Origin of the sequence: Rhizobium sp. Rhizsp42, from assembly GCF_047304155.1 — a bacterium.
In the GTDB taxonomy this organism is placed as follows: domain Bacteria; phylum Pseudomonadota; class Alphaproteobacteria; order Rhizobiales; family Rhizobiaceae; genus Rhizobium.
Genome location: NZ_JBGLYS010000015.1, coordinates 124,741 through 137,632, shown reverse-complemented (window position 1 = coordinate 137,632; position 12,892 = coordinate 124,741). Strand labels below are relative to the sequence as shown.

Sequence of the window (12,892 nt, the reverse complement as noted above, 5' to 3'; positions counted from 1 at the left end):
CTGAGGCCTCCAAATCAAAGCCTCATTGAATCAAAGCCATGCCCGCGTGTGAACCCCGTTTATGAGTGTAGGGCCTAAATGGCTCTACCTCGCCGAAGGACAACTTGAGCAAAGAGGCCCATTTAGAGAGGTATCCTTACTAATGCCGCCCGGCCGTTCGTCGTTGTGTTGTTGTGTTTTGGAAGCAAGCGCGCTTGCTTTGGTCTTTCACATCCTCATCGCACTGATCGAGCAGGATCGCTACCGGGCTGCCGCATCCGTGGCCTGTAGCAATGTTGTGCTGATCACGCGGTGGTAATCGCACACTTTGAGGGATTGAGGCCATGGGCTTCGCTCACGTCGCGGTCGTGGCTGTACCCGCCTGTTGTGCGCGGATCGCCTGCGCTGCCGCTGCCGCGCCGCCTTCCTTGTCGTCACCGCCTACCTGTACGGTCGGTTGGGCGAAAGCGATGTCATTTGCCAGGAACGCCTCGCGAAGCTTGGCGTAGGCCTTGCGACGGATGAAAGTCTGCATGCCGGGCACCGTGGTCATGGCAAAGCTCAGGACTATTCCATAGTCCGCGAACTCCTCGACACCCTTCATCTTCAGTGGCTCGATAAAGAGCGGGCCAAGCTCTGGGTCTTCCTTCAGCTCCGCTCCGATGTTTTTGGTCAGCTTTCGGGCCTTTTCGATATCGGTGTTGAAGCCGACAGTAATTCTGAACTTGTCGATCACCCAGTCACGACTCATGTTCTCGACGGCACCGAGGTCGCCGAATGGCACCGTGAAGACCGGGCCGCGATGATGACGTAGGCGAACCGAACGCAGGCTGAAGCCCTCGACAGTGCCTTTGTAATCCTTGGCTTGGATATACTCCCCGACGCGGAAGGCGTCATCCAGCATGTAGAACACGCCGCTAATCACGTCCTTGACGAGGGTCTGCGAGCCGAAGCCTATGGCGACGCCGAAGATGCCCGCGCCCGCGATCAACGGTCCGATCTGAACGCCGAGTTGCGCCAGAACGATCAGAAAGGCCATGACGCCGACCATGACAGCCAGCGCGTTGCGAAGGATTGGAAGCAGGGTGCGAAATCGGGCGCGGCGGGCCGCATCGGCCGGCGCGAGCGAGGTCGCATCCGTCGCGCCATGCAGTGTCCGGTCGATCCAACCTTTCGCCAGTTGCCAGAGCAGATCGGCGCAGACGAGGATCAAGACACTTTCAGACCACCGTAGAACAGTGAGACGATCACCGGATCGCGCCGACCCAACGTATCCGGATTGAGACGCCAGACCAGCGCCAGCCAGCCGACGGCCAGACAGATCACGACGGCACGAGCGCCGCGGATAATCAAGACACCGCGAAAGCTGCTCGGATCGCCGGTGAAAGAGGCCACCGCGCGGCCAACCGCGTTGAGGACGGCCGGTAAGGCAAGCAAATAGATGCCGATCCAGAAAACCCCCCGCATGTTGACACACCAGATCACCCACAGCACCACAAGGAAACCCGCGATAGCAACCTTCCAGGACCGAGGTCGCCGCGAAGTGGCCCAAACGGCCTCGATCGCCAACATCAGGCCGATAAGGGAGAAACAGTAACTGATTGCCTCCGTAACGAGCGGCGGAACCCCGAGGGGTTCCCCAATTGCTTCAGTGGCGGCCGCGAAGCAGACAAGTCCGATGACGGCCGACAATCTTGCCCGCAAGGGCGGTGCGACCTTGGCGATGGACATGAACACGCGAGCCAACCGGAACAGGATGAAGGCGGACAGGTAGGCTAGCAAGACGATGCGAGCGAGAGGCGGCCAGTCCACCGCGAAGAAAATAATCGCCATCGCGCCAGCGAAAATGACAATCGGAGCCAGGTCACTAGGAATGGTGTCACCACGTGCCACTAGCTTACGGTAAAGACCCTCGGCAATGAGGCCAACGGCAAAGAGCACGAACACCGGAGCATGGCCGCCCCTGCTTGTTGCATCCTCTCGTGTTCTGGCCGCGGCAGCGACAACCTCCGTTGGAATCTCCGCTAAGGCGGCAAGGATCCCGCTAATACGGGCACGCGCCGCGGAATCCCAATTTTTGAGATTCGAGGCACCGGCCGCCGAAGTCGCCGCTGGTAAACCCGATGCCTTTCGACCGTTTAGCCACGCTTGAACCTCCGGGTCCTGTAACAGGCGCAGGAGTTCATCGACCTTCTCCGGCGGGGCCACGGCGGGAGGCACTTGTGCGAAAGAACTGAGAGCGAAAAGAATTCCGGCGGCGAGAGATAGAAGCCATTTCATATTTCAGCCCCTCTCTTTCGTCATATGCAGCGCCTGCGTATGCCCATTTACCTGCAAACGTCATTCAGCTTGATGCTAACAGATGGAATGTGGTGAGGCTTGTAGCATCGCGTAGTATCTATGGAGGCCACCGAAGGCGGTCCTCCGCTTCGCGCAAGAATCGCATTTGGGCATCGCGATGCCGGAGATGAGGCTAAAGTCCTATCCTCCACATGCCACTGTACCGATCGAAATAGTCGTGCAAGATCGGGATTTCCTCCACCGCTTTGACAAGCGGAACCTGATGACTATCGCTTTCCGCTTTCACGTGGTCGTTACAAAACTAAAGCAAAGCACTGTCGTGTTTTCAGATCTAGATTCAATCAGAGGTCAAGCAGGTCTCGGTGGAGGTGGTTTCGTGAAGTCGTCTATTGGAGGAAGCCTGAATGAAGGGAATGCTGCCCCGAAGGGCACGGCTGGGGAAGTGTTTACTGCCTTCCTGAAGCTCGGTTTAACGTCCTTCGGCGGCCCCATCGCGCACCTCGGCTATTTCCGCGATGAAATCGTTGTCCGGCGGAAATGGCTCGATGAGAAAAGCTACGGCGACCTCGTTGCGCTCTGTCAATTCCTGCCCGGTCCGTCCTCCAGCCAGGTCGGCTTTGCTCTTGGCCTTACGCGGGGTGGCTCATTGGGCGCTCTCGCGGCGTGGGCAGCATTCACACTTCCATCCGCCATCATCCTGATCGTCTTCGCTGTGGCGGCGACAGCCCTCGATAATCCGATTGGGCAGGGCCTGCTACATGGTCTGAAGCTCGTGGCCGTGGCCGTTGTTGGACAGGCGGTATGGGGCATGTCAAGGTCCCTGACACCCGACCAGCCGCGAATAGGCATCGCCCTCTTGGCGGTTGTCGTGGTCATCTTCGGCGGTATCTTCGGACAGCTTGCGGCCATCGTCGTTGGTGGCCTTCTCGGCCTCGTACTCTGTCGGGCCGACGCCCGACAGACCGGAGACCTGATCGCGTTCGGGGTATCCAAGTCGGTCGGCATCATTTGTCTTTTCGCGTTCCTCGGTCTTCTGTTCGCCCTGCCCGTTCTCGCGGGCGCATTGCATTCCCAAGGCCTTGACCTGTTCGACGCTTTCTATCGTTCCGGCGCGCTGGTGTTTGGCGGTGGTCATGTCGTCCTGCCTCTCCTTGAGGCGGAAGTCGTGAGACCGGGCTGGGTTTCTGACAGCTCGTTTCTAGCGGGCTACGGCGCCGCTCAAGCCGTTCCAGGGCCGCTCTTCACCTTTGCGGGCTATCTCGGGGCCGTCATGTCGCCCGCTCCGAATGGCATACTCGGCGCAGCGATCTGCCTTGTCGCGATCTTCCTGCCGGGCTTCCTTTTGTTGGTGGGCGTTCTCCCGTTCTGGGGCAGCCTCTATCGCTTTCCTCTAGCTCAAGCCGCGATGAGGGGGGCGAATGCTGCTGTCGTAGGCGTGTTGGGCGCCGCTCTCCATCATCCAGTCTGGACAAGCGCCGTGCTCACTCAGACTGACTTCCTGCTGGCGATCACGGGCTTTCTGTTGCTGCTGGTCTGGCGAGCCCCACCTTGGATCGTGGTGGCCCTGATGGCTGCCACCGCCGCGAGCCTAAAGGTGAGCGGGCTGGCGTGAGTACTTCACACGGAAGTCGTTGCCGCTCTCAAGACCGGTTTGGGCCGATGGCCGTCACGTCATAGGACCGCTTCCTTGGTCATGCGGGCGTTGGAAGGTTGTGGTAGTTCAAATGTACGCGCTTCCCATGTGGTTTGAGCTCACCCAAACCAACAGTGATAACAGAAACCATCACTTTGGGGGTGCGATGGTTTCAGGCGGGATGTTCTGGAACTTCCCGGCATGAAATAAGCAAACCGGCTTAAACCTACCACGAATCGCGCCTCCTTGGTTGATATCGCGACCGGTCGTGATCGCCGCGGCATCAAACCATGAGAGCCTGATCCACGTTCAGTTGCTTCCTCTGGCACCCAGAGTTGATCTCTTCGTTCGAACCGAAATCAATCCTGACCTGTAACAAGAAGCCCTCGGCGCCCTCGTTGGTTCTGATCTTCTCGGCGACCTGACAAGGTTCTCGACAACCGGCCCACCTAGTTCGAGACCGCCGACCGCGAGCTGTGAGAGGAAAGCGATACCTTGCGCATCGGGCGGGCCGGCGACAGCGGGCGGACGGTCAAAGCGGCGAGGCGAAGCCGATCACTGCTCGCGCGGTCTGGATGGGAAACGCCGCCCGAAGGCGACAAACCCGCTCTCGAACACGAACCCGCTGCTTGGACAGTTCGGCGACGATTTGAAGCTCGAACCCGTGTTGCTGTTGTCCGAGGCGAACGCGCTACCTTGCCAAGCCCTGGCGACGAATGGAACCATTGACGGCTATCCAGCTTCTCCCTGCTGATCGTGACCGCGGAGAATTCACCTGTTTATTGTCCATCATCTCAATAATAGCCGCTCCCAGCGCATCCTTTGGCTCATGGAGGAGCTGGGGCTGGATTACGCTATCCGCTTTTACGAGCGAAACAAGGATATGTCCGCCCCCGAGGCATTGCGGGCGGTTCATCCGCTCGGAAAGTCGCCGATCGTCGAGGATCTCGATAGCCCCGCCAGCCGCCAGGTGTTGGTGGAGACTGGTGCGATCGTCGAACACCTGGTTGGTTCGGCGGACGGCAAGCTAGGCTTGCCTGCGACGCCCCGCGAAGCCGTTCTATATCGCCAGTACCTCCATTATGCCGAAGGTTCGCTGATGCCGATACTCTTCACCAGCCTCGTCGCATCGAAAATTCCCCTTCTGGGACGGTTCGCGTTGAAGCGCATACGTCCGATGCTCGAGACGCACCTGAACTTCGTCGAACAGGAACTCCGCGGTCGCGAATGGTTCGCTGGAACCGCGTTCACCGCGGCCGACATCATGATGAGCTTTCCCCTCGAGGCGGCGGGGGCCCGTGGGTTTCTCGGAGATGACAATCGAGCAACAACAGACTGGCTCGCACGTATCCACGCCCGTCCCGCCTACCATAGAGCCCTGGAGAAAGGCGGACCCTATGCTTTTGGACCGCCGCGATCATCAAAGGAGACGACCCAATGAACCTCAAGGCAATCGCTCTGAACGGCACCCTGAAATCTAGCGGAGGCGAGCCGTCATCCACCGACCGAATGCTCGACCTCATTGCGCGCGGATTGCGCGAAATGCATGTCGAGGTCGAAACGATCCGCTTGGCCGACCATGACATCAAGCCAGGCGTCACATCCGACGAAGGGCCAGGCGATGCATGGCCCGATATCAGAACGGCGATTCTCGATGCCAACATCTTGATAATTGGGACACCTATTTGGCTTGGGCAACCCTCCTCGGTCGCCAAGCGCGCCCTTGAGCGCATGGATGCCTTCCTCGAGGAAACCGATGACGAGGGGCGGATGATTTCCCACGGCCGGGTCGCGGCCGTCGCCGTCGTCGGCAACGAGGACGGCGCCCATCACGTTTCCGCCGAGGTTTTCCAGGCCCTCAACGACGTGGGCTTCACCATTCCCGCCAACGCGGTCGCCTATTGGGTGGGTGAGGCAATGGGCAGCAAGAACTTCGTGGACCTCGACGAGATCCCGGAGGTTGTGACGTCGGCAGTCGACATGCTCGTTCGCAACACGGTTCAACTCGCGGGATTGTTGGGCAACAAAGGGCCATAGCTCTTCCCGCCGACGGGTCCCCGTCTGGTTTGAATCGAGCCACGGCCGCTTCTTTATGATACCAGCGGTTTCGCGCGGTTGAGCCGCCCGAACGCCCAAGGTCGCGAACTCGATTTGCCTGGGGCCGGACGGCGGATCTCGAGCGCGGTGCGGATCTCGCTTGGATCCGGCGGCCATCGCAGGCTGGTGATATCGACGTCACCAACTCCATACGAGCCTCACCACGAACACGAGAGGCGGCACATCAAACCCGAAAAAGCCGGTCCAAAGGCTCGAAAAACCCGTGCCCGCCGGAGTACGACCGCTCCTGGTCGCCCGCGACGGCGGGAACATGCCCACTCCGTTGGGTCAGTCCCGATGGCGCGGGAGATAGCATATCCCCGGATATTTTTGGGGCCATTACACCAATCATGAGATGCCGCTGACGAAAATGTCGTGGAACACAATCTAAATCAGGATCGATCGTGCGGTTGCGGACCAAGCCCTCACCTCGGGAACCGGCAACCGTCGTCGAGGTTGTACATAGGGTTTCAAAAAGAGGTGCCTCATGCCCATGGTTATTGATGTCGACTTCCAGATAAGGTGGGCGGTGCCGGTTCACGTGCGGATGGCTGGCGGAAGCCGTCAACGCATTAAGGGACCCGATGCCGCCCTGCTAGCGCTAAAAAGCCAATGGCCATCGAAGGACAGCGCGGAATTCAGCTTGGCGATGTCCAGGTGCCGCAAGGCTCTAATGGAGCACGGAAGCGCGGAATTGGCACGCGAAAGCTTCATGGACGCAGCGGTTCAGGCGAAGGTTCTTTCATGACAGCGATATCAGCCATGACATTCCACTGGGCCATCATCTTGGGAGCCATAACGCTACTATGCTGGATGTTTGCCGGCTTCTCCGCTGTCTTGGGGACCAAGGGCGAAATCAGGAACGCGGAGCCAGGTCGATTGAGTGATTACGTCACGACGGGATTGGCCGCGGTAGGCTTTGTTTCCTTGGCGGCGATGGGCCTTTTACTCGGATTTGGTTCGTAGGCCACTGGTTCGCGGTCGGCGGCACGACATGGAGGCGATCATGCCACGGTGGGCTCACCTATGTATCGATATGCAGCGGATGTTCGACGAGGAGACCGCGTGGAACGTTCCATGGATGGCGAAGGTATCCGGCCAAATCGAGGAATTGGCGGCGAGAACACCTGCACGGACGATCTTCACCCGCTTCATCCCGCCGCGCTCCGCGAGCCAGATGCCGGGCGCATGGAAGACCTATTACGAAAAGTGGGATCAGATGACCCTGAACCGCTTACCGCGCGAGCTTGTCGACCTTTTACCGGCCCTGGCTCGATTTGTCCCGCCAGCGCGGATCTTTGACAAGCGGACGTATTCCCCCTGGGTTGACGGACGGCTTTATCAATTTCTGGTCCAGGACGGCGTGGATACGCTTATCGTCACCGGAGGGGAGACGGACGTTTGCGTGCTCGCGACCGTGGTCGGCGCGATCGACCTCGGGTACCGTGTGCTGATTCCGCATGACGCGGTGTGCAGTGGGGCGGATAGCACGCACGATTCGACCCTGGAGCTTCTCGGCGCGAGATTTTCCGTGCAGGTCGAGATGACTTCCACGGAAGAGCTGCTTGCGAAAGTCGTGCGATGAACCGCGCGGCGCTTTCGGTGGGCGTTTTCCGTCATGTGCCCGACCATCGAACGTCCGTACAGAAGCGTACTTGGAACCGGATCCGCTGATACCGGGTTAATCATCGTCTTGTTTTCGTCAAGCATTGGACGGGGGGTCACATGAAGAGAGTTGCCTTGGTTACGGGCGCGGGATCGGGCATCGGAAGAGCCTCGGCCCAAACCCTTGCATCGGAAGGATATTGCGTCGGCTTGCTTGGACACAGCCCGGACGATCTTGACGCCACGATGCTCGAGATCAGCGAGAGCGATGGCGATGCTCACGTCTTGAATGCCGATATCGCGAACCAACGGCAAATGGAGGAGGCGGTCAGCGAGCTGGCGCGCCGTTACGGCAGGCTCGACGTCGTAGTGGCGAACGCCGGGATCAACGGCGCGTGGGCTCCCATCGATGATTTGACATTGGAGGAATGGAACAGGACCATCTCCACCAATCTCACTGGCACCTTCCTGACAATCCGGGCGACTGTTCCTCTCCTGAAGGCGGCGGGTGGCGGATCGATCATCGTGGTGTCATCGATCAACGGAACCCGAACCTTCACGACGCCCGGCGCGACGGCCTACACCGCCACCAAGGCGGGTCAGGTTGCGATGGTGCAGCAATTGGCGCTCGAACTTGCTCGTCATCACATCCGTATCAACGCGGTGTGCCCCGGCGAGATCGAAACGAATATCGACTCGAACACTGCCCTTCGACAAGAGGATCAAACAGTGATCCCCGTCATCTGGCCAGACGGCCAAGTTCCCATCACCGGCGGCAGGCCAGGCAAAAGCTCTGATGTGGCGGACGTCATAGCATTTCTGGCATCAGACAAGGCGCGGCACATCACTGGATCACCAATATGGGTCGATGGGGGCCAAGGACTATTGCGGTGAAACCATCGGGTCGAAATCGGTCGTAAGGACGAGGCCGGCAGACGGAGTTGTTCCCGGAGCCAAGCATGCCGAGAGCTGGCGAGAACGCAATGAACAGGAGAAATCGTGCCGGGGCGTCAAACAACGTTAACTCACATCCAAGGACGTTGAGAAATCGACGGGTGCGTCCAACAACGAAACTTGCTGATAGGGTCACGTGCGAACCACGGGTCCCCGCCAAATCGGACGGCATCAGACCAGGAGGCGTAAGGGGCCTCGTCCGCAACGCAATCAGCTCCAGCACGCAAGGCGCCGAGTGGTTCGCTCACGTTCGCGACTTCGCGTTCTTTGGCGTCACGATGACCTTGGAGCTATCCACGCCTGCCTAGGACAGCTTTCCACGCAAGTCGGATGGATTGAAGGCGTGTGTGGACACGCTCAGGCGTCGAGGTCCCGATGCCATTGCGGAAATCAGCAAGAGCCTGGGCTTCCAACCGGGTGAACCTCTCATCGGAAGAATTTCGCAGAGCTAGTCCCGTAGTGCGATCAATGACCACCCATCGGCCGTTCGACATCTCGACTTCATAACGGGTCATCTCAAAATCTCTGCCTGACTTCGCGAAAAGGCATACCGAGCCGACATGACAGGAAACTTAACATGCACCATGTCTAACTGAACTCGGTTCAAACGTGGTGAAGAAAGCGCTACCGGGACGATGATGCTCGGGCGCTACACAGTTCCCGTCCCGCGTCATGCCCCTTGGCTAATGCCGGAGGCGACAGTGACAGCGCACGTCCTGGCGACGCTCGGCCTTGTTGACCTTTGTCGGACCTCGCATGAGGCTCCCCGCCGAAAAGGCCGGAACGTGGATGAGTAGAAAGCATGCTTGGGGTTGTCGCGTCAGCAGGGCTCCCAGCGACCGTTCAGGGCGCGGCGGCGTCCAGCGACAGCGCATGGAACGCACTCATCGCAAAGGCCGAGGGACATGCATCGGCCAAGCGGGCACTGATAGCCTCAGGCGACCGTGCCGGCTCGTTTTCGATGACGCTACTGGAAAGATCGCGATCTTGCTTTCCCACGGACAGGCTGCATTGATATTACGCGCTTTCGCCTTGCCCTTCGCTTGCGACCCGCGACAAGAAGTCGGGCAATGCCTCCATCGCGGAGTACCTTGGCTAGGAAGGCAGCTCCCCGGTTTGTACATCCAACATTTGTCATCCTGGCACTCGTTTCAAGCGCGATGATAGGATATCGTTGAGTGTGACAGGCTTGAGATCAAAAACATCGACCCCAACATCAAACTGACGGGGCAAAGGTTTGAGCCGGCCGTGTGAATGACCGTGGAGATTGATCGATTTCTTGCCCATCTGGTTCCAGGTGCGGAAGGGGTAATGGCACATCACCAGCAGAACGCCGTCAACGATGAGCTCTTTGTAGTGCTGCACCGTTTTCCACCCTCCGCAGGCGACCACCGTGTCGGGATCGTTGTTGCCGATGATCAGGTGCTTTATGCCGGTTAGGCGCTGGAGCATATGGTTGCAATCCCCCGCGCCCCTGCCCATGAAGTCCCCGAGATGCCAGACTTCATCATCCGGACGAACGACCGCGTTCCAGTTTGCGATTAGGGCCGCGTCGTGCTCCCTCATGCCCGGAAAAGGTCTTTGGTCGATCCTCAGTACGCGAGGGTCGGCCAAGTGCGTATCGCTCGTGAAGTAGATCATCGAAGAAACCTAAGCTGTCCGCGTTTGGCGAGGTCGGCGAGATTGATCACATCCACCATCCGATCCGCTTCGTCCGCTTCCAAGGTGTCCAGACGAACGCCGTGATAGACGGCGGCCCAACCCGTGAAGATGTCGATAATCGACCAGTATGCATCGGAATGGTTTTTACTGACTTGATATCGAAGATGTCCCATGAACGAAAGCTGGGGCTGGCGGCCGGGATATCAAGAGCCCCGAGAACGTCGAAAACAGTGGGCGAGGCCGTCTGGATGATGACGCGATAAAATCTCAGGTTTTCGAGATTATAACCTCGTCATGCATGAGGTTGGTAAGCTCGGCCGCATCGTGAATGCCGAATTCGTGCCATCCCACAAGCGCCTTGGCAGCCAGCCTTCCGCGATCGCTGGACGGATCGCAGTCATTGTCGCGACACCAATCGATGAGAACGCCGTGCAACATCTGCAGGTCGGTTGTCGTGAGCGGCTCTTTTGGCCAGTCGGTCTTGGTCAAGCGATGTCCCTTGGCTTTGATGAGACAGCATCAAGAAGAAAGCTACCCCGCGATTAGGCAGGGCAAGAGCTGAACCATGATTGAAGCGGCTCGAAAGCCATATTCCGGAATATCCGCAAATGATTGATATCAAAACAGAATAGTCTGTACGTTAGTGTACAATCTCGCTGCGAAACGCGGCTGTCGCGGCCGGGGGCGCCTCGGCGTCCATGATCACCGTCGGATTGGGAAATGGCGACGCAAGGCTCATGGGTCCATCTATCACGCGCTTGGCGGGCGTTTGGCTCGGCCGCATCATCATGCGCTTCTCCAGACGACGACAAGGATCAGCACAAGGTGCTTCGAAATTGAGACCCGATGCCGAGCAGCGCGCCGTCATTGTCGACGACTGGCAGGCTGCTGAAGCCGCGATCCAGCACCGAATTCGCGGCTTCCCATATTCTCGGTCGCGGCCCGACCATGATAGGATCGGGACTCGATGGATCGCACGGTCAGCATAACAAATCTCCTTGCTTGCTCCCAGGCTACTGACAGGGCGCTCCGGGCACGTTGACGCCCTTCAAGCCCAGCATCTCACCTGAGAGAGCGGCGGAAGCCCCTTAGCGAGAGAGTAAACAGGGCCGCGGCGATCCCTGCGAGCCACATGAACTGTGGCCAAACGACCGAAAAGCCCGCGCCTCTGTAAAGCACGGCCTGCGCCATCACGATGAAATGCGTGTTTGGGGCCGCAAGCATGATCGTCTGAATGATTTCAACCATGCTCTCGCGTGGTGTCGTCGGTGTTGCCGCCGAAGGCGGAAGCAGTTTGAGGCTAAGATGAACTAAAAAATGCGAGTGTGACGAGCGATTTCGACGAAACGAATGATCTCGCACTGACAGGCATCAGAGGGCCTTACCCACGGTGTCAACGCGGCCATCTCTTCGATGGCCCGTCGTCATTGGCTCCCGCCTACGAGGCTCTTGGCCTCGACTGTTTTTTCGCGGACCCTGCTGATGGACCAGCGTTCTTCGCCACGAGCATTGTCGCTGTCCCCGCGCTCGCCTTCGCGCTCTCGCTCCAGAATACCCCATTGTGTTGCGCATCATTGCGACGTTAGTCGCACCGGAATTCCTGGAAGGTGCGCAGAATCAGTCTCCTGTCAAGCAAGCGGCTCTATCCGATGCGAGGAGAGCGGCGTCGTGAAAACGATACCGAGGTTTCTCGTACTGCTCGGCCATACGAACCTTGAGCACGAAAAACGACGGTAGGAGAGTATAGGCGACTATGGGCGATCGCGCGGTACGATGAAAAACGCTTGATAAGGATCCGCCTCAGGGCAGGGTTCGAGACTTCGTTGAGGCGGTGGCGCAATGAACGGACAGGGTTCCCGCGGATGTGTTAATGCATCGTCATGTGAACTTTTCTCGTAATCAGCCCGTTTAAGCTCATTGGCATTGGCATTGAGTGTCGGTCGTACTCCACCCGAAACGCCTTGCTAACACGGGAACGCATTGAGGATATAAACATGGCGAAGCGTACAACGAAGTCCGATAACGTGGAGACCTCTGGGGCATTCCCATGGGGAAAATTGATCGCGGGTATCGCCGGGAGTGCCGTGGCGACTCGCGTCATCCGCAAGGTACCGCTTGGCCGGATTGTCATTGCGGCAACGCCTTTGATTGTCGCCGCCCTGCAGCGGAGCCGCGAACCGCCGAAGGATGCGCCAAAGGGTTGAATGCTTTTCATGGAAGCGCTTCCTGCAAGTCGGCATACCACTCAGCGTACGGGGTGTTTCGGACGAGATGGCGATTGTAGTCGGGAGCGCCGTCGTTCCACCACGGGGTTCCACGCTCGCCAAGCGCTACCTTCGCATCGTTGACGCGGCCACGGGCGTCCGCCATCTCGCGACTGCCCGCTGTCGCATCGCGAACGGCGCGCCGCGCCGCCATGAGCTGAGCCACCAGACGATCATGGGTATCTTGGTCGAGCGCGGGGTTGCACTGCCGCCATAGGCGGCCGCGCACTATGAAGTATCGATTATCTGGCGTGGTCGGGTAGTCTGGCAATGCGTCTTTCCTATTCCAACTGTCGTCGGACGACCACCTTCGCTGGCAACCTCGACGATATTGACGCCTTCCGTGATCGGATATCGCCATCAATCGCCAGTGTCCGCGCTTAGGTTCCGATCGGCC

At 58.9% G+C, this 12,892-nt stretch carries 12 protein-coding genes and 2 pseudogenes; 8 read left to right on the top strand and 6 right to left on the bottom strand.

The window, feature by feature from the left end; genetic code table 11:
* Window positions 1-334: 334 nt before the first annotated feature.
* Window positions 335-2,259 (bottom strand): annotated as a pseudogene (locus ACCD05_RS16525) (mechanosensitive ion channel family protein).
* 397 nt (window positions 2,260-2,656) lie between these two features.
* Here ACCD05_RS16525 and chrA point away from each other — a divergent pair.
* From chrA to ACCD05_RS16495, 6 genes are all read left to right on the top strand, one after another.
* Window positions 2,657-3,892 carry a chromate efflux transporter gene (gene chrA, locus ACCD05_RS16520; protein ID WP_413394015.1) on the top strand — a complete coding sequence of 412 codons (1,236 nt, stop codon included), beginning with the start codon at window positions 2,657-2,659 and terminating at the stop codon, window positions 3,890-3,892.
* 796 nt (window positions 3,893-4,688) lie between these two features.
* Window positions 4,689-5,354, top strand: a complete 666-nt coding sequence (locus ACCD05_RS16515) for a glutathione S-transferase (RefSeq protein WP_111563753.1) — start codon at window positions 4,689-4,691, stop codon at window positions 5,352-5,354.
* A complete protein-coding gene (locus ACCD05_RS16510) occupies window positions 5,351-5,950 on the top strand; it encodes a flavodoxin family protein (RefSeq protein ID WP_413394004.1) in 600 nt (199 codons plus the stop codon). Before ACCD05_RS16515 ends, ACCD05_RS16510 begins: the two co-directional genes overlap by 4 nt.
* A 547-nt stretch (window positions 5,951-6,497) precedes the next feature.
* Window positions 6,498-6,758, top strand: coding sequence for a DUF982 domain-containing protein (locus ACCD05_RS16505; RefSeq protein WP_413394002.1), 261 nt, complete (start codon window positions 6,498-6,500; stop codon window positions 6,756-6,758).
* A gap of 246 nt (window positions 6,759-7,004) precedes the next feature.
* Window positions 7,005-7,595 carry a cysteine hydrolase family protein gene (locus ACCD05_RS16500; RefSeq protein ID WP_413394000.1) on the top strand — a complete coding sequence of 197 codons (591 nt, stop codon included), beginning with the start codon at window positions 7,005-7,007 and terminating at the stop codon, window positions 7,593-7,595.
* A gap of 140 nt (window positions 7,596-7,735) precedes the next feature.
* On the top strand, window positions 7,736-8,509 hold the full coding sequence (locus tag ACCD05_RS16495; protein WP_111563748.1) for an SDR family oxidoreductase: 774 nt from the start codon (window positions 7,736-7,738) through the stop codon (window positions 8,507-8,509).
* 1,194 nt (window positions 8,510-9,703) lie between these two features.
* On the opposite strand, the gene ACCD05_RS16490 is transcribed toward ACCD05_RS16495, so the two are convergent.
* The 4 genes from ACCD05_RS16490 to ACCD05_RS16475 all read right to left on the bottom strand — a co-directional run bounded on the left by ACCD05_RS16490 (window position 9,704) and on the right by ACCD05_RS16475 (window position 11,479).
* Complete coding sequence (locus tag ACCD05_RS16490) at window positions 9,704-10,210, bottom strand: hydrolase (protein WP_413393998.1); 507 nt, start codon at window positions 10,208-10,210, stop codon at window positions 9,704-9,706.
* A gap of 288 nt (window positions 10,211-10,498) precedes the next feature.
* Window positions 10,499-10,720 (bottom strand): hypothetical protein, encoded by a 222-nt coding sequence (locus ACCD05_RS16485; RefSeq protein ID WP_111563745.1) that lies wholly within the window; start codon window positions 10,718-10,720, stop codon window positions 10,499-10,501.
* A gap of 326 nt (window positions 10,721-11,046) precedes the next feature.
* The gene (locus ACCD05_RS16480) at window positions 11,047-11,184 is read right to left on the bottom strand and encodes a hypothetical protein (protein WP_413394013.1); all 138 of its coding nucleotides are present in this window, start codon (window positions 11,182-11,184) and stop codon (window positions 11,047-11,049) included.
* A 109-nt stretch (window positions 11,185-11,293) separates the two neighbouring features.
* The gene (locus ACCD05_RS16475; protein WP_413393996.1) at window positions 11,294-11,479 is read right to left on the bottom strand and encodes a hypothetical protein; all 186 of its coding nucleotides are present in this window, start codon (window positions 11,477-11,479) and stop codon (window positions 11,294-11,296) included.
* A gap of 77 nt (window positions 11,480-11,556) precedes the next feature.
* Here ACCD05_RS16475 and ACCD05_RS16470 point away from each other — a divergent pair.
* Window positions 11,557-11,787: pseudogene (locus tag ACCD05_RS16470) on the top strand (hypothetical protein); the annotation flags it as partial.
* A gap of 438 nt (window positions 11,788-12,225) precedes the next feature.
* Window positions 12,226-12,435, top strand: a complete 210-nt coding sequence (locus ACCD05_RS16465) for a hypothetical protein (RefSeq protein ID WP_413393994.1) — start codon at window positions 12,226-12,228, stop codon at window positions 12,433-12,435.
* Window positions 12,436-12,442: 7 nt separating this feature from the next.
* On the opposite strand, the gene ACCD05_RS16460 is transcribed toward ACCD05_RS16465, so the two are convergent.
* Entirely contained in the window at window positions 12,443-12,766 is a 324-nt protein-coding gene (locus ACCD05_RS16460; protein ID WP_413393992.1) for a hypothetical protein, read from the bottom strand.
* Between the last annotated feature and the right edge of the window lie 126 nt (window positions 12,767-12,892).